Genomic DNA, 24444 nt, shown 5'->3' on the forward strand with positions numbered 1-24444 from the left:
CCTAATTTTTTGTCCATCACAATGCCTGCCCCGGCGGGGCACCGCCATCCCCTCGGCCCCGCTTAGCCACCCCGCTCAGCCTCCCCGCTCAGCCTCCGTGGCGCCCCGCCCGCCAGCCCAGGGCCACGGGCACGGCCAGGGCGCAGAGCGCCGCCATGGCCATGAAGGCGCCGCCGCCGAAGCGGGCGTAGAGCCAGCCCGCCACCAGCATGGAGACGGCCTGCGCCCCCGTGTTGCCGAGGGCCGCGTGCAGGCTCTGCGCCGCCAGCGCCTCCCCGGGGGGCGGGTTGGCCGAGAGCCAGCGCATGGCCCCCATGTACTGCGCCCCGAAGGTCAGCGCGTGCATGACCTGGAGCGGCAGGAGCAGGAGGGCGTCGGTCGTCAGCCCCAGCGCCCCCCAGCGCAGCACCCCCGCCCCCGCCGCCAGGAGCATCAGCCCCCTCGGCGAGAGCCGCCCGAGCAGGGGCCGGGCCCAGAAGAAGAGCGCCACTTCCGAGAGCACGCCGAGGGACCAGAGCAGCCCGATCGTCTCTGCCGAATGCCCCGCCTGCGCCCAGTGGATGGAGGAGAAGCCGTAATAGGCCGCGTGCGAGCCCTGGGTCAGCGCGGTGATCGCCACCAGCCGCCCGAAGCCCGGCCGCCGCAGGAGGTGCAGGGCGAAGATCCCGCGCGGCCCGCCCCGCCCCGCCGCGGCCCCGCCCTCCCCCGCCCCCCGCCGGGGCAGGGACCAGGCGGCCGCCACCGCCGCGAGATAGGAGAGGGCGAGCAGCCAGGGCACCGCCGCGTATCCCGCCCAGGCCGCCATCCCGCCCGCCCCGACCGCACCGAGGATGAAGGCAACCGATCCCGCCGACCGGACCCGCCCGTAATCCGCCCCCGCCCGGCGCGTGGCCGCCAGCGTCATCGCCTCCCCTAGCGGGCCGAGGGGCGCCATGGCGGCGGCGAAGAGGAGCTGCACCGCGAGGATGGCGAGGAAGCCTTCCGCCGGCAGGAAGAGCGGCGCGGCGAGGGCGGCCAGCGCCGCGCAGGGGATCAGCACCCGCCGCCCGTCCCCCAGCCGGTCCGCCAGCCTGCCCAGGGCCGGGCTGACGATGAAGCGGATGAGCGAGCCGGCGAAGAGGATCTGCGCCACCCCCTCCGGCCCCAGCCCCTTCCCTGCCAGGAAGGGCGGCAGGAAGGGCATGGTCACGCCGACGCCGAGGAAGCTCGCGGCCAGGAGAGAGGCGAAGGGGCCCATGGAGATGGGCGCGGGGGATGCGGAGGCGGCGGGATCAGGGGCCGGCGCGGCGGGGATGGGGCCCGCCCCCGGAGCCGCCGCGAGGGCTTCCGGCGGGGCGAGGGAAGGGTCGTTCGGCGGGACGGTCATGGGCGGCCCCAAACTCCGCTCCGCCTCCGCGCTTGCCAAGCCCGGCCGGGGGCGCCACACGTTCCACCAGATGAGCCCCATCTCTGACCGCCAGATGTTCGCCTCCCGCGTGAAGGCCGTTCTCGGCCCCACCAACACCGGCAAGACCCATCTGGCCATCACCCGCCTGCTGGCCCATTCCAGTGGCATCATCGGCTTCCCGCTGCGCCTCCTGGCCCGCGAGAACTACGACCGCATGGTGGCCGTGAAGGGCGAGCGCAACGTCGCCCTCATCACGGGGGAGGAGAAGATCCTCCCGCCCGGGGCCAAGTGGTTCGCCTGCACGGTGGAGGCCATGCCGCTCGACCGGCGGGTCGAGTTCGTGGCGGTGGACGAGATCCAGCTCTGCGCCGACGCCGATCGCGGCCACGTCTTCACCGACCGGCTGCTGAACGCCCGCGGCATGGTGGAGACCATGTTCCTCGGCGCCGAGACGATCCGGCCCCTGCTCCAGCGCCTGGTCCCCCAGGCCGAGGTCGAGAGCCGCCCGCGCCTCTCCCAGCTCACCTATGCCGGCCCCGCGCGCCTGACGCGCCTGCCCCCGCGCAGCGCCGTCGTCGCCTTCTCCGCCGGCGAGGTCTATGCCATCGCCGAGGCCATCCGCCGCCGGCGGGGCGGCTGCGCCGTGGTGATGGGCCGCCTCTCGCCCCGCACCCGCAACGCCCAGGTGGAGATGTACCAGAACCGCGAGGTGGATTTCCTCGTGGCGACGGACGCCATCGGCATGGGGCTGAACATGGACGTGGACCATGTCGCCTTCGCCGGGCTGCAGAAGTTCGACGGCCACCGCCCGCGCCTCCTCACCCCCCAGGAGGCCGCCCAGATCGCCGGTCGCGCCGGGCGCGGCATGCGGGACGGCACCTTCGGCGTGACCGCCGAGTGCCCGCCGCTCGCCGACGACTTCGTGCAGAAGATCGAGGGCCACCACTTCGAGCCGCTGACGACGCTGGCCTGGCGCAACAGCGACCTCGACCTCTCGAGCCTGGACGGGCTGCTCGACAGCCTCTCCCGCCCCCCGCCCTTCCAGGGGCTGGCCCGCGGCAACGACGCGACCGACCACATCACCCTCGAGCACCTCTCGCGCGATCAGGAGATCCGGAAGTTCGCCCAGGGCCGCGCCCGGGTGCGCCTGCTCTGGGAAGCCTGCCAGATCCCCGATTTCCGCAAGCTGGCCGATGAGAGCCACACCCGTTTCTGCGCGCGCGTCTTCCGGCATCTCGTGGAAGATGGCACCCTGCCGACGGACTGGGTCGCCTCCCAGATCCGCTACCTCGACAACACCGAAGGCGATCTCGACACGCTGATGGCCCGGCTTGCCGGCATCCGCACCTGGACCTATGTCGCCGCCCGCTCCGACTGGCTGAAGGACGCAACCGCCATGCAGGAGGCCGCCCGCGCCGCCGAAGACCACGTCTCCGACGCGCTGCACGAACGCCTGACCGCCCGCTTCGTGGACCGCCGCGCGGCCCACCTCATCCGCAAGCTCGACGAGGGGGAGGAGAACCTCCTCTCGGCCGTGGCGCGGAACGGGGAGGTCGTGGTGGAGGGACACCCCGTCGGCCATGTGAAGGGCTTCGTCTTCGAGACGGCCGCCGATGCCGAGGACGAGGAGGAGCGCCGCGTGATGCTGCGCGCCGCCCGCCGCGCGCTTCGCGAGGAGATGCCCCGCCGCGTCGCCGCCCTGGAGGCCGCGCCCGACGACGCCTTCGCCCTCACCAAGTTCCAGCGCATCACCTGGAAGGCGGATGGCGAGGCCGAGCCCGCCGAGGTCGCCAAGCTCAAGCCCGGCAACACGCCGGAGAAGCCGGTGATCGAGCCCATCGATTCCGAGTTCATCGACGGCGCCGACCGCGAGCGCATCCGGGCCAAGCTCGCCACCTGGTTCGACGCCCTCGTCGCCCGCGACTTCGCGCCCCTGATCGAGGCGGAGGCGAAGGCCGCCGAGGATGCGGAGCTGCGCGGCCACCTCTTCCGCCTCCGCGAGTTCCTCGGCCTCCTGCCCGGCGGCACGGAGCGGGAGGTGACGCCGGAGCTGCGTGCGAAGCTGAAGGCCATCGGCGTCCGCGCCGGCCGCTTCGCCCTCTACATCCCGGAGATGCTCAAGCCCCGCCCGATGGCGCTGCGCGCCCAGCTCTGGGCGCTGAAGGCGAATTCGGCGGTGCCGGACCTCCCCGGCGGCGGGCTCGTCTCCATCACCCCCCCGCGGGACTGGCCGCGCGGCTTCGGCGCCACCATGGGATGGGTCCAGGCAGGCCCGGCCCTGGTGCGGCTCGACGTCGCCGAGCGAATCGCGGGCGAGCTGGGCCACCTCACCCGCCGGGCGCCGGCCGCCCTGCCGGTGGACGTGGCCAGCCGGCTCGGCGCCAAGGCCGACACGCTGCCCTCCGTGCTGAACGCCCTCGGCTTCCGCCTCGTCTCGCCCGAGCCGCTGGCGGAGGAGATGTTCGGCCCGCCCGCGCCCCAGCTCGTCGCCGCCCGGCGCGAGGACCATCACCGCGCCCGCGGCGGCGACCGCCGCGAAGCGAACCAGGGGGAGCGTCGCGAGGGGCGCGGCGAGCGCCGCGAGGGCGGCCGGGGCGACCGCCGCCCCCGCCGCGACGGCGCGCCGGGAGCGCAGCCCGCCCCGGGAGCGCAGCCCGCTGAGGGGGCTCCCGCCGAGGCCGCGCCAGCGCCGGAGGGCGCCGAGGCCGCGCCCGCCGAGGGTGCCGCCATCCCGGCAGAGGCGGCGCCGGAGACGCAGCGCGAGGCCCGCGGCCCACGCGGCCCCCGCCGCGACGAGCGGCAGAACCGCGGCGGCGGTGATCGGGGCGGCGAGCGCCAGGGCAATCGCCAGGGCGGCGGAGGCGAGCGCCAGGGCAACCGGGACGATCGCGGTCCCCGCAACGGCCAGCGCGCCGATGGACCACGGGGCGGCTACGGCAACGGCCCCCGCCGCGACCGGCGGGACGAGGGCCCTGCCCAGCCCCGCCCGGTCTTCGAGCCCTCCCGCGGCAAGGGGCCGGACCCCGACAGCCCCTTCGCCGTGCTGGCGAAGCTGAAGCTCGGGAAGTCCTGACAGCTCGCGATGGCGGAAGCCGAGGATCGCGACTGGCAGCGGCTGGACAAGTGGCTCTGGTGCGCGCGGCTGTCCAAGACCCGCTCGGCCTGCGCGGCGCTGGTGGAGAGCGGCGCCGTGCGGCTGAACCGGCAGCCCGTGGACAAGCCCCATGCCCGGCTGCGCCCGGGGGACGTGCTCACCCTCGCCCTCGGCGGGCCGGAGCGGGGCGTGGTGAAGGTCTGGCGCGTCCAGTCCCTCGCCGCCCGGCGCGGCCCGCCGGCCGAGGCGCGCGGCCTCTACGAGGATCTCGGCGCGGGTTGAGCCGGCACCGGGCGCCAGCCATCCCGCTGGCGCGGCCCAGCTTGCAGAAAGCCCGGCTTGCATGCCGGGCCGCATCGGTCCATCTGCCGGGGCTCGGGGCCGCTATCGCCCCGCGGGCCGTAAAGGGGCGTGAACGTGACCTACGTCGTCACCGAGAACTGCATTCGCTGCAAGTACATGGACTGCGTCGAGGTGTGTCCGGTGGACTGCTTCTACGCCGGGGCCAACATGCTGGTCATCCATCCGGACGAGTGCATCGACTGCGGCGTCTGCGAGCCCGAATGCCCGGCCGAGGCTATCCTCCCCGACAGCGACGACCGCGCGACGGAATGGGCCGAGCTGAACCGCACCTACTCCACCCAGTGGCCGAACATGTCCCGCAAGGGCGAGCCGCCGGCCGACGCGAAGGACTGGGACGGCAAGCCCGGCAAGAAGGAGCTGTTCGACCCCGCCCCTAACGGCGGCTGATCCTCCCCGTTCCGTCAAACCGGAGGGCGCGCGCCGCGTTGCCCCCGGTGGAAACGCTGCGTGGGATGGCCGCGGGCGGGCCGAGGTGACGGAGTCGGCCCTTTGTGGTAGGATCGCGCAACGACGGCATCACCCCTCCCGCCGCCCATGAGGGTGCGGGGCAAGGATCGGTGCGCCTGATGGCAGGGACTCCCGCTCTGGCGGGGTCCGCTGCGCCGAGCCCGTCCGACCCCGGGCCGGCGGTGGCGCCACAAGGATCGCGGAGAGCATGATGAAGGCACCCGCCGAGAGCAAGGGCAGCAGCAAGACGGACGCGACCGCGAAGGCGGCCGTGGCCAAGCCCATGGCCGCGCCGCGCAAGACCGAGGCCGCCAGGCCGGCCGCCGATGCGGCGAAGCCCGCGGCGCCGAAGGCCGCCGCCGCCCGCGCCTCCACCCCCGCCAAGTCGGCGCCCGCCGGCCGGCCTGAATCCGAGGAGCCGCGCGCCGCGCGCCCCGGCGGCATGGCCGAGGAGCAGGCGCCCGCCCCCAGCATGCCCGCAGAAGCCGCACCCGATCCCGTCATCCAGGCCCCGATCCGCCCGGCCCCGCCGCCCAAGCCCCTCGGCAATGCCGGGAAGGACTTCAGGACAGGGGACTTCGTCGTCTACCCCACCCACGGCGTCGGCCAGGTGCAGGGGATCGAGGAGGTTCCGGTCGCCGGGCAGAGCCTTAAGGTGATCGTCGTCACCTTCGAGGAGAACCGGATGACGCTGAAGGTCCCGATGGCCAAGGCGGCCTCCTCGGGGCTCCGCAAGCTCGCCTCCGACAAGGTAATGGGCGAGGCGATGGACACGCTGCGCGGCCGCGCGCGCATCAAGCGCACGATGTGGTCCCGCCGCGCGCAGGAATACGAGCAGAAGATCAACTCCGGCGACCCCATCGCCATCGCCGAGGTGGTGCGCGACCTGCACCGCAACGCCGGCCAGCCCGACCAGTCCTTCTCCGAGCGGCAGATCTACGAGCTGGCGATGGACCGGCTCGCCGCCGAGGTCGCGGCGCTGGACCGCACGGATAAGGCGGCCGCGACGCAGAAGCTGCTCGACACCCTCAAGACGGTCGAGAAAGAGAAGTAACCCGCGCCCCACCGGCGCCAGAGCCCGGCCCCCGCGAGGGGAGCCGGGCTTTTTCATGCCGCCCTCCCAGGCGCGGCACGGGCACAAAAAAAGACCCCGGGGATCGCTCCCCGGGGCCGTCGCTACCGCGTGTCGCCGGTCCTTATTCGGACTGCTGACGGACGCCCATGAACTGCAGCAGCAGCTGGAAGAGGTTCACGAAGTTGAGGTAGAGGCCCAGCGCGTCGAAGACCGAACGCTTGGCCGCCTCGTCGGAACCCTCCGCATAGGCGTACTCGATGTAGTCGTTCTTGATCCGCTGCGTGTCGAAGGCGGTGAGGCCGGTGAAGACCACAACGCCGATCACGCTGATCGCGAAGTGCAGCGCCGAGCTCTGCAGGAAGATGTTGACCAGGCCGGCAATCAGGATGCCGAACAGGCCCATCATCAGAAACCCGCCCATCCGAGTCAGGTCGGCATTCGTGGTGTAGCCGTAGATGCTGACGGCCGCGAACATGCCGGCGGTGACGAAGAAGGTGCTGGCGATCGAGGTGCCGACATAGACGGCGAAGATGTTCGCCATGCTGGCGCCCATCGCCACGCAGAAGGCCCAGAACAGCGCCTGGGTCGCGCCCTTGGACAGCTTGTTGATGCCGAAGGACAGCACCATCACGAAGGCCAGCGGGGCGAAGATGGCGGCGAAGCCGAGAATGGTCGGCTGGGTCGCCAGGCCACGCGGCGTGCGCACCACCTGGAAGAACATCTCGGCCAGGCCGGTGTTCGCGATGACGTAGGCGGTGATGGCCGTGAGCGCGAGGCCGGAGGCCATCCAGTTGTAAACGCGCAGCATGTAGGCGCGCAGGCCGGCATCGAGCGTCGCGGCATCGGTGGCGGCGCGGCCCGTCGGCTGCGTCCAGGCGGACGGGCCGCCCTGGAACCGGTTGTCGGGACCGAAGGCCATGGGTTTCAGAACTCCTCCTGGAGGCGGCACCCGCCGCCTCCTGTCGAGGAGATATATGGACTTCCTGTAATCCAAATCAAGCGGCAACCTGCCCGGAGGTCTGCCGCGCCTCACTCGTTCCGCAGCAGCGGCGCCGCCTTGGCCCGCAGCGCGAGCGCAGTGCCCGCATAGCCCATGGCGAGCGTCAGCACCACGCAGAGGGCGATGGTGCCGGCCAGGGTGCCGGGCAGGAAGGTCCAGTCGGCGCGCATGACAAATCGGGTCACGCCCCAGGAGGCCGCCGTGCCCACCGCCGCGGCCACCAGCCCCGCCACGAGCCCGAGCAGGCCGAACTCCACCAGCCAGGCCCGCCTGATCTGGGAGCGGGTGGCGCCGAGGGTCTTCAGCACCACCGCGTCCCGGATCCGCCGCCTCTGCCCCGCCGCGACCGCCCCGGCGAGCACGAGCAGGCCGGAGAGAAGCGTGACCGCCGCGGTGGAGGAGAGCGCCGTGCCCAGCCGCCGCAGCAGCGCCGCCAGCGCGTCCAGCGCGTCGCGCACGCGGATGCCGGTGACGTTGGGGAAGGCGTCGGTCACGGTGCGGAGCAGGGTGGCGTCCCGCGCGGGATCGCCGCGCACGGTGGCGATGTGGGTGTGCGGCGCCGCCTCCAGCAGGCCGGGGGAGGCGATCATGGTGAAGTTCAGCCCGAGGCCGCGCCACTCGATGTCCCGCGTGGAGGTCACCCGCAGCGGGATGTCGCGCCCGAGGACGTTGACGGTGATGGTCGAGCCCGGCCCGGCATTCCAGCCCCGAGCCAGCCTCTCGTCGAGCGAGACCAGCGGCTCGCCCCGGTAGTCCGGCGCCCACCACTGGCCCCGCACGATCCGGGTGCCCTCGGGCGGGGTGGCGGAATAGGTCAGGCCGCGGTCGCCGCGCAGCGCCCAGCGCGTCTCCTCCGTGGCCTGGACCTGATCGGCCGGCACCCCGTTCACCGCCGAGATCCGAGCGCGGAGGGAGGGCACGCGCCGCACCTCTGTCACCCCCGGCACCGCCCCGGCCACGCGGTCGAACTCCCCAGCCTGATCGGACTGGATGTCGATGAAGTAGAAGGAGGGGGCGGCGTCTGGCAGGCTCTCGGTGATCTGCTGGCGCAGGTTGCCCTGGATCAGCGCGATGGCGGCCAGCGTGCTCAGCCCGATGCCCAGCGAGACGAGCATCAGCGCCGTCGGCGCCCCCGGGCGGTGCAGGTTGGCCAGCCCCAGCCGGACCGAGGGCCGCCGCCGCACGGGGATGCGGCGCGCCACGGCCTGGAGCGCCGCCGCCGCCAGCCGGAACAGGGCGAGCGTGCCGAGCGCCGCCGCGCAGAAGGAAAGGGCGAAGAGCGGCCGCTCCGCCGTGGCGACGACGAGGCCAATGAGCAGCGCGACGGCCGCCGCATTGGCCAGCAGCAGCCCGATCCGCGGCCGAGCCCCGGCGGTGGGCTGCACGCCTTCCCGGAACAGCGCGGCCCCCGGGATGTCCCGCGCCCGGCCGAGAGGCCAGAGGGCGAAGGCGAGCGCCGTCAGCAGCCCGTAGGTCGCGGCGAGGAGGAGCGGGAGGGGGTAGAGGCCGAGGCGCGGCGGCACGGGCAGCGCGTCCGCCAGCGCCGTAGCCCCGGCCCAGGTCAGCGCGTAGCCCGCCACCAGCCCGATCGCGATACCGAGCAGGGCGAGGCCGAGGACCTGGAGGAGATAGGTCGCGAAGATCGCCCCGGCCGGGGCGCCGAGGCAGCGGAGGGTCGCGATGGTGCGCGCCCGCTGCTCCAGCCAGGAGCGCACCCCCGTCGCCACCCCGATGCCGCCGACGAGCAGCGCGGTCAGCCCGGCGAGGACGAGGAAGGAGGCGGCCTGGTCGAGGAAGCGGTTCACCCCCGGCTGCCCCTGGGAGGCGTCGCGCAGGCGCCAGCCATTGTCGGCGAAGGGCTGGGTGCGGAGCGCCGCGACGAAGCCCGGCGCGTCGGCGCCCGCCGGCAGGGCGGCGCGGATTTCATAGGTGACGAGGCTGCCCGGCTGGATCAGCCCGGCGGCGTCCAGCGCCGGGAGGGGAATGATGGCGCGCGGGCCGAGCACGGCCGGCCCCGCCACCTTGTCCGGCTCGGAGACCAGCCCGCCGCGCAGGGCGAAGCGCGCCTCCCCGATCCGCACCTCCGCGCCGGGGGAGAGGCCGAGGCGCTCCACCACCAGGGGGTCGAGGACCACGGGCGGGTTGCCGCCAGCCCCTTGTCCCATCGGTCCCGGCGGGTCGATCGCGAGTTCCCCGAGCAGGGGATAGGCGGAATCGACCGCCTTCAGCTCCACCAGCGTCCGGTCGCCCGAGGGGGCGACGGCCATGGCCCGCATGGTCACGACCTCGGAGACCCGCGCGCCGCGCGCCTCCATCCAGGCCCTGGCCTCCGGCGGGAAGGGCCGGGAATTGGCCACGGCGACGTCGCCGCCGAGAAGCCGCGCCCCATCCGCCGCCAGCCCCGCCTCCACGGCGGCGCGCAGCGTGCCGACCGCCGCGATGGAGGCGACGCCGAGCGCGAGGCAGGCGAGGACGATCCGCAGGCCCCGCACCCCGCCCCGCAGCTCCCGCCGGGCAAGGCGCCAGCCGAGGCGCCAGTCGCTGATGCCGTCGCTCATGCCCGGTCGCCGCGCGTGTCGGAGACGATCTGCCCGTCCTCCACCCGCACCTGCCGCTCGCAGCGGGCCGCGAGGGAGGGGTCGTGGGTGATGAGCACGAGGGTGGTGGCGAAGCGGTCCCGCATGCTGAAGAGGAGGTCCATCACCATCTCCCCCGTCGCGCGGTCGAGATTGCCGGTGGGCTCGTCGGCCAGCAGCAGGGCGGGCTCGGCCACGAAGGCGCGGGCGAGCGCCACGCGCTGCTGCTCCCCGCCCGAGAGCTGCCCGGGATAGTGAGAGAGGCGGTGGCCGAGGCCGACGGAGCGCAGCGCCACCTCGGCGCGGTCGAACGCGTCGTTCCGCCCGGCGAATTCGAGCGGGATGGCCACGTTCTCCAGCGCTGTCATGGTCGGGACGAGGTGGAAGGCCTGGAACACGATGCCGAGGGATTCGCGCCGGAACCGCGCCAGCGCGTCCTCGTCCAGCCCGGCCATGTCGTGCCCGGCCACGCGGAGGGTGCCGCCGGTCGGGCGCTCCAGCCCGGCCAGCAGCATCAGCAGGGAGGTCTTGCCCGAGCCGGAGGGGCCGACGATGCCCACCGCCTCGCCCGGGGCCACGGAGAGGTCCACGCCCCGGAGGATGTTGACCTCACCCCCTGCCCCCACCACCCTGAAGGCCAGAGAGCGCGCCTCGATCAGGGGCGAGCCGGGAAGCGCCTCCGCGGCGGCCCCTCCGGGGGTTGGGGTCGCGGCGGGCGGGGTCTGGGGCAAGGAGTCCGGCATGGGGGCGAGATTGGGGCGCCGGAACCTCCTGGGTAGGGGCGCGGCCGGTTTCGTTCTGTGTCTCGCCGGGGGTCTGGCCGGAACGGCCCCAGCCTTCCGGGCCTCCGCCCAGGCGCCGGTGCGGCTGCTGATGCTGGGGGACAGCATCACCGCGGCCTACGGCCTCTCCCGCGAGCAGGGCCTGCCGGCGCGGCTGGAAGAGGCGCTGCGGGCCGGGGGCCGGGCCGTGACGGTGATCGATGCCGGCGTCTCCGGCGACACCACGGCGGGCGGCCGCGCCCGGCTGGAATGGTCCCTCGCCGAGCGGCCGGACGCGGTGATCGTGGCGCTCGGCGGCAATGACGGGCTGCGCGGGGTCGAGCCGCGCAACAGCGAGGCGAATCTCCGGGCCATCCTGGCCGCACTCAAGGCGCGCGGCATCCCCACCCTTCTCGCGGGCATGCTGGCCCCGCCCAATCTCGGCGCCGATTACGGGCGGGAATTCGCCAAGGTGTTCGGGGACATCGCCCGGGACAACCCGGAGGTCGTCTTCTACCCCTTCCTGCTGGAGGGCGTGGCGGGCGAGGCCGCGCTGAACCAGCCGGACCGCATCCATCCCAATCCCCAGGGCGTTGACGAAATGGTGCGTCGCATGATGCCCGCCGTCGAGACACTGCTCAGCAAGGTGAGGCCCGCCTAGGAACCATGGTTCGCCTCTTCGTCGCGCTCGCCCTGCCGGAAAGCCTCCGCACGCAGCTCTCCATGCTCGCGGGCGGCATCCAGGGGGCCCGCTGGGTGCCCCCCGAGAACTACCACCTCACCCTCCGCTTCATCGGCGAGGTGGAGAACTGGCGCGCGGACGAGGTGGACGAGGCTCTCTCGGCCATCCGCTGCCGCCCCTTCGAGCTGTGCCTGCGCGGCGTCGGCACCTTCGAGAAGGGCGGGAAGATCGGGTCCCTGTGGGTCGGGGTGGAGAAGACAGAGGGGCTGACCCATCTCCAGCAGAAGATCGAGACGGCGCTGCAGCGCGTGGGGCTGGATGCCGAGCGCCGCCGCTTCGCGCCGCACGTGACCCTCGCCCGCACGGACAAGGCGCCGGCGGAGAAGCTCGTCAACTTCGTCCAGTCCCACAACCTCTTCCGTGCCCCGCCTGTCATGATGGAGCACTTCACCCTCTTCTCCTCCCGCCTGGGGAAGGAGAACCCGGTCTACGTGCCGGAGGTGGAGTACGAGCTTGCCTGAAGCGGGCACCGTGCCGATCTCGGGCGGGACATGGCACCTCCGAAGATCGTCATCCTGACCGGCGCCGGGATCTCCCGCGAATCCGGCCTTCACACCTTCCGCGACCCCGACGGCATCTGGGCCCGCCACCGGATCGAGGAGGTGGCGACCCCCGAGGCCTTCGCCCGGAACCCCGCCCTCGTGCAGGGCTTCTACAACGCCCGCCGGGCGCAGTTGCGCGACCCCGCCATCCGGCCGAACGCGGCGCATGACGCCCTGGCGGAGCTGGATGCCAGCTGGCCGGAGGGCCGCTTCCTCCTCGTCACTCAGAATGTGGACGACCTGCACGACCGCGCGGGGTCCCGCCGCCTGCTCCACATGCACGGGGAGCTGGCCAAGGCCCGCTGCCTGCGCTGCGCCGCCATCAGCCCCGCGCCCGGCGACCTCACCCCGGAATCGGCCTGCCCGGAATGCGGCGGCACCGGCACGCTGCGCCCGCATGTCGTCTGGTTCGGGGAGATGCCGATCGGGATGGAGCGGATCGAGGCGGCGCTGGCAGAATGCGACCTCTTCGTCTCCATCGGCACCTCCGGCGCCGTCTATCCCGCCGCGGGCTTCGTGCGGGAGGTGCGGCACCGCGCGGACACGCTGGAGTTGAACCTGGAGCCGAGCGAGGGCAGCCACCTCTTCGACGAGGCCCGGCACGGCCCGGCGACCCAACTCGTCCCCGCCTTCGTGCGGGAGACCCTGGCCAGGTGGGGCTGATCCGCCCCCGCCTTCCCCCCGCGCCGCCGGCCGCGCCCCCGGACAGCCCCGCGCGCGACCCCGGCCTGCCGCCCGGCGCCACCATGGAGAGGGCCGCGGCGGCGGCCAGCGCCTGCACGCTCTGCGCGCCGCACCTCCCCCTCGGCCCCCGCCCGATCCACCAGCTGCACCGGGACACGCGCATCCTCATCACCAGCCAGGCGCCGGGGACGAAGGCGCATCTCTCCGGCATTCCCTTCGAGGACGCCTCGGGCGAGCGGCTGCGGGACTGGCTCGGCCTGGACAAGGACCGCTTCTACGACCCGACGCAGGTCGCCATCCTGCCCATGGGGATGTGCTATCCCGGCCGCCTGCCGGGCGGCGGCGACTGCCCGCCCCGGCCGGAATGCGCGCCGCTCTGGCATCCGCGGGTGCTGCCGCTCTTCTCCGGGCTCCGGCTGCGGCTGCTGGTGGGGGCGCACGCCATCCGCTTCGTCCTCGGCTCCCGCCTGCCCCTGGGGGAGCGGGTGGCGCGCTTCGCCGAGAGCCTGCCCGGGCATTTCCCCCTGCCCCACCCCTCCTGGCGCACCCTCGTCTGGGCGAAGAAGCACCCCTGGTTCGACGCGGAGGTCATTCCCGCGCTGCGGCGCGAGGTGGCGCGGGCGCTGGAGGACTGACCCTCCCGCGCCCGTGGCCTCAGCCCCGGCCCGCGCCGGCCGAGAGATCAGCCATGATCGACGGCACCTCCGCCAGCAATTCCCGCGCGAGGAAGCCGAGCGGGCCCACGCGCCGGGCCAGCCGATGCCCGGCCTCGGCGTGCAGCCACACACCCCAGGCGGTCGCCTGCACCGCCGTCGCCCCGCGTGCCAGCAGCCCCGCGATGATGCCGGCCAGCGTGTCCCCGGAGCCGGAGGTGGCGAGGCCGACATGGCCGTGGGTGCAGGACAGCGCCTCGCCGCCCGGCCCGACGACCCAGGTCTCGGCCCCCTTCATCGCGACCACGGTGCCCAGCGCCTCCGCCGCCCGGCGCGCCGCGGCCAGGGGATCGGCCGTGACCTCCTCCTTCGATATGCCGAGCAGCCCGGCCATCTCCCCGGCATGGGGGGTGACGACGCTGTGGCCGGCATGGCGGCGGATCGCCTCGGGATGGGCGGCCAGGTCGTCCAGCGCGCCGGCATCCAGCACCACGCCGGTTCCCGGCTCCACCCCGCCGAGCAGGGCGGCCACCAGCTCCTCCGCCCCGTCCGAAGGCAGGCCCGGCCCGATCAGCAGCGCGGCGCAGGCGCCGAGCCGCGGCAGGATGGCGTCGGCGGCGCCGGGGGCGATGTGGCCCTCCGCCGTCTCCTCCAGCGCCATGACCAGCGCCTCCGGGACGGCCACGCCGAGCCCGACCGCCGCGGAGCGGACGGTGGCCATGCGGAGCTTCCCCGCCCCGGCCCGCAGCGCCGCCTCCCCGGCCAGCATCACCGCCCCCGGCAGCTCGGCGCAGCCGCCGACCACCTGCACCGTGCCGCGCTGCGATTTGTCGTGATCCGCCGCCGGGACGGGCAGTGGGTGGGCGCGCAGCCAGGCGGGATCGATCGTGCTCATGCTCTGGTTCCCCTCGCGCGCCTCACGGCGCGACCGCCTTCGCATCCGGCTCGGCCGTGACCGGCGTGCCCTCGCGCTCCAGCGGGGCGACGAAGTTGTAGCGGTGCAGGCGCAGCGCCCCGGAGGCGCCGATCTTCGGGTCGAAGCGGTACTCCGTGATCCCGCAATTCGGCACGTCGCCCTCCCGGTCGATCGCCAGGATCGCCTCCTCCGTCATGTTCTCCAGGAGGTAGCGCAGGCAGAGCACGACGACCTGATGTGCCACGATCAGCACGCGGCGCCCCTCGTGGTGGAGGCTGATCGTGTCCAGCGCGGAGCGCAGGCGCAGGATCACGTCGCACCAGGATTCGCCCCCGGGCGGGCGGTGGTAGAACTTGCCGAGGATGCGGCGGAACTCGGCCTGGTCGGGCTGCACGTCGCGGATGCCGAGGGTGGTCAGCCCGTCCAGCACGCCGAACTCCTTCTCCCGCAGGCGCTCGTCGATCACGAAGTCCTCGGGCGCCACCGGCAGCCCGCCGCTCTCATGCACCAGCGCCGCCGTCTGCTGCGCGCGCCTGTAGGGGGAGCAGAGCACCACTTCCGGCCGCGCCTCCTGCGGCAGGGAGGCGAACCACAGGCCGAGGGAGCGGGACTGCTCCCGCCCGAGCGCGCTCAGCGGCACGTCCACGTCCCGCCCCTCCAGCGCGATGCGGGCGGCGTTGTTCCGGTGCGCCTCGTCGCGCGCCACGTTCCCGGCGCTCTCGCCGTGGCGGACGATCCAGAGCGTGTCGGGCCAGCGCTGCGAATGGGCCATGGGGCACTCCTCTTCCCCAGCCCAACGCCGCGTCCCCGCGCGGGTTGAAAGCCCCGCGCTACCCCTCGCCCTCCAGCCGGGCGATCCCCTCCTCGGAATAGCCGAAGTGATGGGCGATCTCGTGGATCAGCACGTTGCGGACGAGGCGGAACAGGTCCTCCCCGCTCTCCACCCACTCCACCAGGATCGGCTCGCGGTAGAGGAAGATCATGTCCGGCTCGGCGGGCGGGGCGGTGACGGAGCGCTCGGTCAGCGGCACGCCGCGGTAGAGGCCCGTGAGTTCCCAGGGATGCTCCAGCCCCAGCTCGGCCAGGGTCTCGTCATCCGGCATCTCCTCCACCAGGATGGCGGCGCCGCGCACGGCCTCGCGCAGCGGGGCGGGAATGGCCGCGAAGGCGGTCTCGGCCAGCTCGGCCAGGTCCTCGGCGGTGGGCGGCGCGCCCCAGCGCTTCTCGGTGCTCATCATCCCGCGAAAGGGGGTATGCGGGCGCCGGAGGTCAAGAGCGTCAGGAGAAAAGCATGGCAGACCCCCTCTCCCCCGGCCGGCGGGACGTCCTCCCCTCGCTCCTCCCGGCCTGGTCCCCCGTTCCCGGGCGCGACGCCATCCGCCGCGAGTTCCGCTTCCGCGACTTCTCCGAGGCCTTCGCCTTCATGACCCGCGTGGCCCTGCTGGCCGAGGCGGGGGACCATCACCCCGAATGGTCCAATGTATGGAACCGCGTGGAGATCACCCTCACCACCCATGATGCCGGCGGGCTGAGCGAGCGCGACCTCCGCATGGCCGCGGCGATCGACGCCCTGCTCGCCTGATGCGCCCGGCCGTGCAGTCCCGCGGCGCGCTGCCCCGTTAAGGCCCGGCACCGCCGGCCCCGCCGGATTCACCCTGTTGAAGGCGCGGGCGCGGTGGCCCCGGCATGACCCGTGCCGGAACGCCAGGGAAAGATGCCCGCTCATGCAGCAAGCCTCGCTCGACTTCCTGAAATCCCTGCTGGACGCGCCTTCGCCCAGCGGCTTCGAGCGCCCGGTGGCGGAGCTGTACCGCAGGCGCGCCGGGGATCATGCCGACAAGGTGACCACGGACGTCCACGGCAACGTCATCGCCATCATCAACCCGGACGCGCGGGTGCGGATCATGCTCGCCGGGCACATGGACGAGATCGGCTTCATCATCCACCACATCAGCGAGGAAGGGCTGCTCCACTTCATGCCCATCGGCGGGCATGACAGCATCGTGCCGGTCGGGCAGGTGGTCTGGGTCCACGGGCGGGAGCGCGTGGCCGGCGCCATCGGGCGCAAGGCGATCCACCTCCTCGGCCCGGAGGAGGCGAAGAAGAAGCCGGGCATCAGCGAGCTGTGGATCGACATCGGCGCCTCCTCCCGCAAGGAGGCGGAGAGCGTCGTCTCCCTCGGCGACGTGGCGACCTTCCAGTTCTCCTTCCAGCAGCTGATGGGGGACCGCGTGGTCGGGCGCGGGCTGGACAACCGCGCGGGTCTCTTCATCGTCTCCGAGGCGCTGCGCCTGCTGCGGGAGGAGGGCGGCCTCGCTCCCGGCGTCGGTGTCTACGCCCTCGGCACGGTGCAGGAGGAGATCGGCTCCCGCGGCGCGCAGACCTCGACGGCCGAGATCAAGCCACTGCTGGGGCTGGCCGTGGATATGGAGCACGCCATCGACTATCCCGGCGTGAGCGCGGCCGAGTTCGGCGCGCTCGACCTCGGTGCCGGGCCGAGCCTCCTGCGCGGCGCGAACGCCAACCCCGTCCTCTTCGACCTCGTCCGCCGGGCGGCGGCGGAGGACGGCATCCCCCTCCAGATCCGCGTGGCTCCCAGCGGCACGCCGACGGATGCGAGCGCCATGCAGATCACCGGCGCCGCCACCGCCACGGGGCTGCTCGGCATCCCGCTGCGCTACATGCACACGCCCTGCGAGGTGCTGAGCCTGTCGGACCTGGAGAACTGCGCCCGGCTGATGGCCGCCACCTGCCGCCGCGTGACGGAGGGGATGGACTTCACGCCCTGGTAGGGCAACGCGCTCCCCCGTTGCGTGCGCGGGGGCGGGCGCGCAACCTCCCCCGCGGACAGCCGGGAATCGGCGCCGGAGGAGGACCGCTCATGACCATCACCCGCCGCATCGCAGGGAAGGCCGCCCTGGCCGCGCCCGCGCTTCTTCTCGCGCGCCCCTCCCTCGCCCAGGGCAACTTCCCCAGCCGCGCCGTGCGGATCGTCGTGCCCTACACGCCGGGCGGCGTCTCCGACATCACCGCGCGGCTGATCGCGGAACCCCTTGCCGCCCAGTGGGGCCAACCCGTGCCGGTGGAGAACCGTGCGGGGGCGGACGGCATCATCGGGACGGAGGTGGTGGCGAAGTCCACGCCGGACGGCCACACCCTCGCCCTCGTTTCCGTCGGGCACCCCGTGAACGCGGCCTATTACCGCCTGCCCTACGACACGATGAGGGACTTCTCCTTCGTCACCCTCACCACGCGCACGCCGCTGGTGATCGTCGCCGGCAAGAACTTCGCTCCCTCCACCCCGGCCGAGCTGGTGGCGCGGGCGAAGGACTCCCGCGCGGCCCCCGTCACCTTCGCCGGCACGGGCGGGGTGGTGCGCCTGGCGCCGATCCTCTTCGCCCAGCGCGCGGGGATCGAGCTGACCTACGTGCCCTATCGCGGCTCCACCCAGGCGCATCCGGACATCATGGCCGGGCGGGTGGACATCATGTTCGACACGGTGCCGGCGGCGCTGGCCCATATCCAGTCCGGCAACTTCAAGGCGATCGCCACCACCGGCGCCGCCCGCGCGCCGCAGCTGCCCGACGTGCCGACGGTGGGCGAGGCCTTCATGCCCGGCTTCGAGGCCTCGACCTGGGGCATGGTGATGGGCCCCGCCAACATCCCCGCCCCCGTGCTGGCCAAGCTCTCGGCCGATTGCGGCGCGGCGGTGATGCTCCCCGACGTCGTCGCCCGACACGCGACCCTCGGCGCCGAGGTCGTGCGCTCCACCCCGGAGGAGACGCGGCGCTTCGTGCAGGCGGAGCTGGAGAAGTGGGGCGACGCCGCGCGCAAGGCGGGCATCCAGCCCCAATCCGCGGGTTGAGCGCCGGCCCGGCCAGAGGAGGGGCAGCATGCCTCATCGCCGCCACGCAGTCCTCGGCCTCGCCGGGCTCGCCCTGATGGCCCACGGCGCCGCGCGGGCGGAGGCCCCGCCGGCCGAGGTCGTCCGCAGCCTCGCCCCGAGCGGGACGCTGCGGGTGGCCATCAACTTCGGCAACCCCGTCCTTGCCCAGCCCGACCCGGCGACGGGGGCGCCGCGCGGCGTCTCGGCCGAGCTCGCGGCGGAGCTGGGGCGGCGCCTCGGCGTGCCGCTGGAGTTCGTCACCTATGACAGCGCGGGGAAGGTGACCGATGCGGGGAAGCAGGGAGCCTGGGACCTGTGCTTCCTCGCCATCGACCCCGTCCGCGCCGCCGGCATCCTCTTCACCGCGCCTTATGTGGTGATCGAGGGCACCTACATGGTGCGGGAGGCCTCCCCCCTGCGCTCGGTCGAGGAGGTGGACCGGCCGGGGACGCGCGTCGCGGTCGGCCGCGGCAGCGCCTACGACCTCTATCTCACCCGCGCCCTGAAGAGCGCGGAGCTCCGGCGCGCGCCCAGCTCCCCGGAAGCGGTCGAGCTGTTCCTGCGCGAAGGGCTGGAGGCCGCGGCCGGGGTGAAGCAGCCGCTGGTCGCCTATGCCGCCGCCAATCCCGGGATGCGCGTGATCCCCGGGCGCTTCATGGTGATCGAGCAGGCCATCGGCATCCCCGCGGGCCGGGACGTCGCCCTTCCCTGGCTCCGCGCCTTCGTGGAGGAGATGAAGGCCTCCGGCTTCGTCGCCCGCGCCCTGGCGGCGAGCGGCCAGGGCGATGCGGAGGTCGCCCCGCCCGCCCGCTAGGCCCGGCACACGCCCCGCCGCCGATGGCCGCCGCGCCGCGCAGGGACCGGGCTTCCCGGGCCGCGCAAAGGGGCGATGCCGGCGGTTGAACCACCACCAGGAGCGCCGGGAGGACCGATGCGCCGCTACCCCTTCGTCACCGTGGACGTGTTCACGGACCGCCGCTTCGGCGGCAACCCGCTCGCCGTCTTCCCCGACGCGCGCGGCCTGTCGGACGCCGAGATGCAGGCCCTCGCCGCCGAGTTCAACCTGAGCGAGACCACCTTCGTCCTGCCGCCCGAGGACCCCGCCCACACCGCCCGCGTGCGGATCTTCACCCGCAAGTACGAGATGCCCTTCGCCGGCCACCCGAATGTCGGCACGGGCTTCGTGCTGGGAGGCTCCTCCGGCGCGGACCGGCTTCTCTTCGAGGAGATCGCGGGGCTGGTGGAGGTGGGGGTGGAGCGCGACGCGAAGGGAGGGGTCACCGGCGCCACCATCGCCGCCCCGCAGCCCCTGACGACCGGCGAGCGCTTCGACCCCGCCGCGATCGCCGCCCTGGCCGGGCTCGACCCCGCGGAGATCCGCGCGGGGGCCCATCAGCCGGTCCATGCGGGCACCGGCAACCCCTTCATCATCGCCGAGGCCGCGCCCGAGGCCCTCTCCCGCGCCCTGCCCGACACCGCCGCCTTCCGGCGAATGGCGGATGCCCATCCCGGCCTCGGGGGCCGCGCCAGCCTCTATCTCTACGCCCATGACGGGCCGGGCCGGGTCCGCGCGCGCATGTTCGCCCCGCTCGGCGGCACGGTGGAGGACGCGGCGACGGGCAGCGCAGCCACCCCCCTCGCCGCCCTTCTTCTCTCCCTGACCGACGCGTCCGAGGCGCGGCTGGACATCTCCCAGGGCACCGAAATGGGCCGCCCGAGCCTTCTCCGCACCACCGCCCGGCGGGGCGCGGACGGCATCCGCGCCACGGTCGGGGGCGGCTGCGTGCCGGTGCTGCGGGGCGAGGCAAATCTCTGAAAGTTTCCCTTCCGGACCTATCATTTACCTGTGATGGTTGACATGGAACGGCCGGGGATGGCCTTGGCAGCCATGCGATTGCGTGACCCAGAGCGGGCGGCGGAGGCCGAGGCGCTCCTCCAAGCCCGCCTCGCCTCCGGCCGCTACCGGGACGCCGACGAGGCGCTCTGCGCGGCGCTGCGGCTGCTGGAGGCGCAGGAGCGCGGCGGCGCCGACACGCGCGAGACCTTCCGCCAGGACCTCGACGCGCTGCTGCGCGATCTCTCGGATCCCGTGGAGGCCATGGCCGCCGCCGCCGGCATGCTCGGCCGCGCGCTCGGCATCTCCCGCGCGGGCTATGGCGAGATCGACCTGGCAGGCGGGACCGTGCGCGTCGAGCGCGACTGGACGGACGGCTCGGTGGCCGGCCTCGCCGACACCCCCCGCCCGCTGGCCGCCTTCGGCCCCACCCTGGTCGCGGAGCTGCGCGCCGGGCGGACCGTGGTGATCGAGGATTTCAGGACCGATCCGCGCACGCAGGGCAGGGCGAGCCAGGTGGCCTGGGAGAGCATCGGCGCCCGCGCCCTGGTCGTGGCGCCGCTGGTCAAGGCCGGCCGGCTGACCGCCACCCTCTACGCCCACGAATCCAGGCCCCGTCGCTGGACGGCCGAGGAGGCCGGGCTGGTGCGCGAGGTGGCCGACCGGACCTGGGACGCGGTCGGCCGCGCCCGCGCCGAGGCCGCGCTGCGCGAGAGCGAGGAGCGCTACCGCACCCTCTTCGACCTCGCCCCCTTCGCCCTCATCATCATCGACCCCACGACGCACCAAGTGCTGGACGTCAATGCCCATGCCTGCGAGGCCTATGGCTACTCGCGGGAGGAGTTCGCGCGGCTCACGATCCGGGACCTCGACACCCTCGCCGACAGCGACGCCATCCGGGCGCGGGCCCGCGCGGGCACGATCCGCCCCGGCCTCCAGGGCTTCGAGGCCCGCCACCGCACCCGGAGCGGCGAGCTCCGCGACGTGCTCGTGCGCGTGCAAGGCATGCGCCTGGCCGGGCGGGACGTGACCTATGGCGCGCATTTCGACATCACGGAGCAGAAGGCCGCCGAGGCCGCGCTGCGCGCGAGCAATGCGAGGCTGCGCCTGGCGATCGAGGCCGCGCGGCTCAGCACCTGGGAGTACGACATCCTCCGCGGCGCTGGTACCCGCGCGGGGCCCCTCACCCGCGTGCTGCCCGCCGTGCCGTCCGACAGGGAGTTCGAGTTCAGGTCCTGGCTGGACGCCATCCACCCCGAGGACCGGCCGGAGGCGAAGGCGAAGTTCAGCGCCGCCGCCCGGGGCGAGGCGGCGCGCTTCGAGGCGGAGTTCCGGGTCCGGCGCCCGAATGGCGAATGGGCCTGGGTCAGCTCCTTCGGCGCCGTGGTCGAGCACGACCCCGCCACCGGCGCCCCCAGCCGCATCGCGGGCGTCGCCCAGGACATCACCGAGCGAAAGGCCTCCGAGGAGCGGCGGCTCCTGCTGATGCGGGAGGTGGACCACCGGGCGAAGAACGCGCTCTCGGTGGTGCAGGCGGCGCTGCGGCTGACGCGGGCCGCCGACCTCCCCTCCTACCGCCAGGCCATCGAGGGCCGCGTGGCGGCCATGGCGCGCGCCCAGACCCTCCTGGCCGAGGACCGCTGGGCGGGCGCCGACCTTCGCGCCCTTCTCTCGGGCGAGGTGGGCCCCTTCCTCGGGGGCGACGGCCGGCGGGCCCAGCTGGAGGGCGAGCCGGTCATGCTGCCCGCGAGCGCCGCCCAGCCCCTCGCCATGGCGGTGCACGAGTTGGCGACGAATGCGACGAAGCACGGCGCCCTCTCCGTGCCGGGCGGGCAGGTGCGGATCGACTGGACGCTCCGGGACGGCACGCTGAGCCTGCGCTGGGCCGAGACGGGCGGCCCGCCCCTCGCAGCCCCGCCCGAGGGGCGCGGCTTCGGCTCGCGGGTGCTGGACGGCACCATGCGCCAGCAGCTCGGCGGCACCGTGGCGCTGGACTGGGCCAGGACGGGGCTGGTCTGCGACATCGCCCTTCCCCTCCGCGGGGTCCGGGCCGGGCGCTGAGGGCGCCGGGCGCCCCCCCAATCAGCCCCCGGCCATGGCGATCACCTCGGCCGCGCTCCGCCCGGCCGCGCGCAGCTCCCGCAGCGCGGGCGCCCCGTCCCGCTTGGCCAGCCGCCTGCCGTCGGGGCCGAGCAGCAGGCGGTGGTGGCGATAGGCGGGGGCGGGCCAGCCCATCAGCGCCTGGATCAGCCGGTGCAGCTCGGTCGCGGGCTTCAGATCCTCCCCCCGCGTCACCAGCGTCACGCCCCCGAGCGCGTCGTCATGGGTGACGCAGAGATGGTAGGAGGCGGGGGTGTCCTTGCGCGCGAGCACCGCGTCCCCGAAGCGGGCGGGATCGCAGCGCAGAGGGCCCTCGCCCACCTCCTCGAAAAGGAGCGGCCCGCCCGCCTCCGCCAGCGCCGCCGCCATGTCCAGCCGCAGGGCGTAGACCTCGCCCGAGGCGATGCGCGCCTCCCGCTCCGCCGTGGAGAGGCGGCGGCAGGTGCCGGGATAGAGCACCCCTTCCGGCCCGTGCGGCGCGGCGCCGATCGCCGCCACCTCCCGCGCGATCTCGGCCCGGGTGCAGAAGCAGGGATAGAGGAGGCCGCGGGCGAGGAGGTTCTCCAGCACCGCGCGGTACTCCCCGAAGTGGCGGGACTGGACGCGCACGGGGCCGTCCGGCTCCAGCCCGAGCCAGGCGAGGTCCTCCAGCACGGCCTCGGTGAATTCCGGCCGGCAGCGCGTGCGGTCGATGTCCTCGATCCGGATGAGGAAGCGCCCGCCCGCCTCCCGCGCCGCGCGCCAGGCGATGAGGGCGGAATGCGCGTGGCCGAGATGGAGGAGGCCGGTGGGGCTGGGCGCGAAACGTGTGGTGGTATCTGTGGCGGCCGGGTAGGCCTTGGGGCTTGCTGCCATCGCGGCGCCCGGGTTAGCCGGGCGGGACACCGAAGGAAAGCGTCATGGCAGAGCTGGACGGGCCCCGCTGGGGCCCCGCCTCGAAGGGCCGGGTGAGGCAGATCGTCTTCCTCCTCCACGGCGTCGGCGCCGACGGGAACGACCTGATCGACCTCGCCCCCCGCTGGGGCCAGGCCGTGCCGGAGGCGCTCTTCATCTCCCCCCACGCCCCCACCCCCTATCAGGGCGCGCCCTTCGGGAGGCAGTGGTTCGACCTGAGCGACCGCAGCCCCGCGCGGCTGGAGGCCGGGGTGCGCGCCGTCGCCCCCGTGCTGGATGCGGCCATCACGCGCGAATGCGCGGCGGCCGGCATCCCCGAGACCCATGTGATGCTGATGGGCTTCAGCCAGGGGGCCATGACCGCCCTGTTCTGCGGCCTGCGCCGGGCGACCCCGCCGGCCGCCATCCTTGCCTATTCCGGCCTTCTCCTCGGCCCCGAGTCCCTCGGCGCGGAGCTGCGCGGCCGCCCGCCCGTGCTGCTCGTCCATGGCGAGGCGGACGAGGTGGTGCCCGTGGCCGGCAGCCGCGCGGCGGAGCGGCAGCTCCGCGACGCCGGGGTGCCGGTGGAGGCCGTGTACTCTCCCCGCCTCGGCCACGGCATTGACGATGCGGGGCTTTCCGCCGGCGCCATCTCCCTCCAGCGCGCCGCGGCGGGGCTGCCGGGGATCTGAGCGCGGCGGGCGTTGCGTGACGTTCCCATGAAGCAGGGGGAGGCGCGAGTTGCGCCCCCCGCGAGCGGCTGCCATCCTCCCCCCGTTCGGGGCGGCGCCGCGTGAGCTGGGGCCCGACCGCCCGGCCGAGCCCCAGGGATGGTGGTGCCGCGCCTCCGGCAAGGAGAGGCGCGTGCCAGACGGATTACACGCGAGCGGAATACACGGCGGGTCAGGGCTCGGCGGGGGTTGCGGCGATCTTCCCGGCTTCGGCATGCCCCTGGGCGGCCGGTCCTTCCCCGCCCTCGTGCTGAACGCGGACTTCCGCCCGCTCTCCTATTTCCCGCTCTCCATCTGGTCCTGGCAGGACGCGGTGAAGGCGGTCTTCCTCGACCGGGTCTCCGTGCTGAACGAGTACGAGACGGAGGTCCACTCCACGAGCCTGACGATGCGCCTGCCGAGCGTGATCGCGCTGAAGGAGTACATCCCCGCCGCGCGCCGCCCGGCCTTCACCCGCTTCAACGTCTTCCTGCGGGACCGCTTCGCCTGCCAGTACTGCGGGCTGGAGCGCCCGGCGCCGGATCTCACCTTCGACCACGTCATCCCCCGCAGCCGCGGCGGGCGCACGACCTGGGAGAACGTCGTCGCCGCCTGCGGGCCCTGCAACCTACGGAAGGGCTCGAAGCTGCCACGGGAGATCGGGATGCATCCCCGCAACCGCCCGCGCCAGCCGACGAGCTGGGAGCTGCAGGAGAACGGCCGCGCCTTCCCGCCGAACCACCTGCACGAGAGCTGGCGCGACTACCTCTACTGGGATTCCGAGCTGGAGAGCTGAGGCCC

Annotated in this window: 24 protein-coding genes; 16 read left to right on the forward strand and 8 right to left on the reverse strand. The window is 73.9% G+C overall.

What is annotated here, in order from left to right:
• Positions 1–88: 88 nt before the first annotated feature.
• A complete protein-coding gene (locus tag FHS87_RS05445; RefSeq protein ID WP_184514729.1) occupies positions 89–1366 on the reverse strand; it encodes an MFS transporter in 1278 nt (425 codons plus the stop codon).
• 70 nt (positions 1367–1436) lie between these two features.
• On the opposite strand from FHS87_RS05445, the gene FHS87_RS05450 reads away from it, so the two are divergent.
• From FHS87_RS05450 to FHS87_RS05465, 4 genes are all read left to right on the forward strand, one after another.
• Entirely contained in the window at positions 1437–4460 is a 3024-nt protein-coding gene (locus FHS87_RS05450; RefSeq protein WP_246417996.1) for a helicase-related protein, read from the forward strand.
• A gap of 9 nt (positions 4461–4469) precedes the next feature.
• Entirely contained in the window at positions 4470–4763 is a 294-nt protein-coding gene (locus tag FHS87_RS05455) for an RNA-binding S4 domain-containing protein (RefSeq protein ID WP_184514731.1), read from the forward strand.
• 135 nt (positions 4764–4898) lie between these two features.
• Positions 4899–5231 (forward strand): ferredoxin FdxA, encoded by a 333-nt coding sequence (gene fdxA / locus FHS87_RS05460; RefSeq protein WP_184515143.1) that lies wholly within the window; start codon positions 4899–4901, stop codon positions 5229–5231.
• 268 nt (positions 5232–5499) lie between these two features.
• The gene (locus FHS87_RS05465; RefSeq protein ID WP_246417997.1) at positions 5500–6345 is read left to right on the forward strand and encodes a CarD family transcriptional regulator; all 846 of its coding nucleotides are present in this window, start codon (positions 5500–5502) and stop codon (positions 6343–6345) included.
• 142 nt (positions 6346–6487) lie between these two features.
• Here FHS87_RS05465 and FHS87_RS05470 read toward each other — a convergent pair whose 3' ends face one another.
• The 3 genes from FHS87_RS05470 to FHS87_RS05480 all read right to left on the reverse strand — a co-directional run bounded on the left by FHS87_RS05470 (position 6488) and on the right by FHS87_RS05480 (position 10673).
• Positions 6488–7285: a Bax inhibitor-1/YccA family protein gene (locus FHS87_RS05470; RefSeq protein WP_184514733.1), complete on the reverse strand. Its 798-nt coding sequence runs from the start codon at positions 7283–7285 to the stop codon at positions 6488–6490.
• Positions 7286–7395: 110 nt separating this feature from the next.
• A complete protein-coding gene (locus tag FHS87_RS05475) occupies positions 7396–9924 on the reverse strand; it encodes an ABC transporter permease (RefSeq protein ID WP_184514735.1) in 2529 nt (842 codons plus the stop codon).
• A complete protein-coding gene (locus tag FHS87_RS05480; RefSeq protein WP_376766422.1) occupies positions 9921–10673 on the reverse strand; it encodes an ABC transporter ATP-binding protein in 753 nt (250 codons plus the stop codon). The genes FHS87_RS05475 and FHS87_RS05480 overlap by 4 nt, the downstream gene beginning before the upstream one ends.
• A 142-nt stretch (positions 10674–10815) precedes the next feature.
• On the opposite strand from FHS87_RS05480, the gene FHS87_RS05485 reads away from it, so the two are divergent.
• The 4 genes from FHS87_RS05485 (at position 10816) to FHS87_RS05500 (ending at position 13306) form a co-directional block, all read left to right on the forward strand.
• Entirely contained in the window at positions 10816–11364 is a 549-nt protein-coding gene (locus FHS87_RS05485; RefSeq protein ID WP_246418002.1) for an arylesterase, read from the forward strand.
• 5 nt (positions 11365–11369) lie between these two features.
• Entirely contained in the window at positions 11370–11906 is a 537-nt protein-coding gene (gene thpR, locus FHS87_RS05490) for an RNA 2',3'-cyclic phosphodiesterase (protein WP_184514740.1), read from the forward strand.
• 30 nt (positions 11907–11936) lie between these two features.
• Positions 11937–12650: a Sir2 family NAD+-dependent deacetylase gene (gene cobB / locus FHS87_RS05495; RefSeq protein WP_184514742.1), complete on the forward strand. Its 714-nt coding sequence runs from the start codon at positions 11937–11939 to the stop codon at positions 12648–12650.
• Positions 12651–12733: 83 nt separating this feature from the next.
• A complete protein-coding gene (locus tag FHS87_RS05500; RefSeq protein WP_184515149.1) occupies positions 12734–13306 on the forward strand; it encodes a uracil-DNA glycosylase family protein in 573 nt (190 codons plus the stop codon).
• 19 nt (positions 13307–13325) lie between these two features.
• Here the strand turns inward: FHS87_RS05500 and FHS87_RS05505 are convergent, their stop codons facing one another.
• Genes FHS87_RS05505 through FHS87_RS05515 form a run of 3 tightly spaced genes read right to left on the reverse strand, consistent with a single transcriptional unit; the run spans position 13326 to position 15475 of the window.
• Positions 13326–14219 (reverse strand): NAD(P)H-hydrate dehydratase, encoded by an 894-nt coding sequence (locus FHS87_RS05505; protein ID WP_184514744.1) that lies wholly within the window; start codon positions 14217–14219, stop codon positions 13326–13328.
• Between the two features lie 22 nt (positions 14220–14241).
• Positions 14242–15012, reverse strand: coding sequence for a histidine phosphatase family protein (locus tag FHS87_RS05510; protein ID WP_184514746.1), 771 nt, complete (start codon positions 15010–15012; stop codon positions 14242–14244).
• Between the two features lie 58 nt (positions 15013–15070).
• Positions 15071–15475, reverse strand: a complete 405-nt coding sequence (locus tag FHS87_RS05515) for a metallopeptidase family protein (protein ID WP_184514748.1) — start codon at positions 15473–15475, stop codon at positions 15071–15073.
• Positions 15476–15531: 56 nt separating this feature from the next.
• On the opposite strand from FHS87_RS05515, the gene FHS87_RS05520 reads away from it, so the two are divergent.
• The 6 genes from FHS87_RS05520 to FHS87_RS05545 all read left to right on the forward strand — a co-directional run bounded on the left by FHS87_RS05520 (position 15532) and on the right by FHS87_RS05545 (position 22021).
• On the forward strand, positions 15532–15822 hold the full coding sequence (locus FHS87_RS05520; protein ID WP_184514750.1) for a 4a-hydroxytetrahydrobiopterin dehydratase: 291 nt from the start codon (positions 15532–15534) through the stop codon (positions 15820–15822).
• 142 nt (positions 15823–15964) lie between these two features.
• A complete protein-coding gene (locus FHS87_RS05525) occupies positions 15965–17032 on the forward strand; it encodes a M20/M25/M40 family metallo-hydrolase (RefSeq protein ID WP_184514752.1) in 1068 nt (355 codons plus the stop codon).
• An 89-nt stretch (positions 17033–17121) separates the two neighbouring features.
• Positions 17122–18105, forward strand: coding sequence for a tripartite tricarboxylate transporter substrate-binding protein (locus tag FHS87_RS05530; protein WP_184514754.1), 984 nt, complete (start codon positions 17122–17124; stop codon positions 18103–18105).
• A gap of 28 nt (positions 18106–18133) precedes the next feature.
• On the forward strand, positions 18134–18940 hold the full coding sequence (locus FHS87_RS05535) for an ABC transporter substrate-binding protein (RefSeq protein WP_184514756.1): 807 nt from the start codon (positions 18134–18136) through the stop codon (positions 18938–18940).
• Between the two features lie 117 nt (positions 18941–19057).
• Complete coding sequence (locus FHS87_RS05540) at positions 19058–19942, forward strand: PhzF family phenazine biosynthesis protein (RefSeq protein ID WP_184514758.1); 885 nt, start codon at positions 19058–19060, stop codon at positions 19940–19942.
• 72 nt (positions 19943–20014) lie between these two features.
• Complete coding sequence (locus tag FHS87_RS05545; RefSeq protein ID WP_184514760.1) at positions 20015–22021, forward strand: PAS domain S-box protein; 2007 nt, start codon at positions 20015–20017, stop codon at positions 22019–22021.
• Positions 22022–22042: 21 nt separating this feature from the next.
• Here FHS87_RS05545 and gluQRS read toward each other — a convergent pair whose 3' ends face one another.
• Positions 22043–22915, reverse strand: a complete 873-nt coding sequence (gluQRS, locus tag FHS87_RS05550) for a tRNA glutamyl-Q(34) synthetase GluQRS (protein ID WP_184514762.1) — start codon at positions 22913–22915, stop codon at positions 22043–22045.
• 44 nt (positions 22916–22959) lie between these two features.
• On the opposite strand from gluQRS, the gene FHS87_RS05555 reads away from it, so the two are divergent.
• Positions 22960–23625, forward strand: coding sequence for an alpha/beta hydrolase (locus FHS87_RS05555; RefSeq protein ID WP_184514764.1), 666 nt, complete (start codon positions 22960–22962; stop codon positions 23623–23625).
• A gap of 253 nt (positions 23626–23878) precedes the next feature.
• Positions 23879–24439 carry an HNH endonuclease gene (locus FHS87_RS05560; RefSeq protein WP_184515152.1) on the forward strand — a complete coding sequence of 187 codons (561 nt, stop codon included), beginning with the start codon at positions 23879–23881 and terminating at the stop codon, positions 24437–24439.
• Positions 24440–24444 lie beyond the last annotated feature (5 nt).

The sequence above is a fragment of the Muricoccus pecuniae genome, assembly GCF_014199205.1.
GTDB lineage: Bacteria > Pseudomonadota > Alphaproteobacteria > Acetobacterales > Acetobacteraceae > Roseomonas > Roseomonas pecuniae.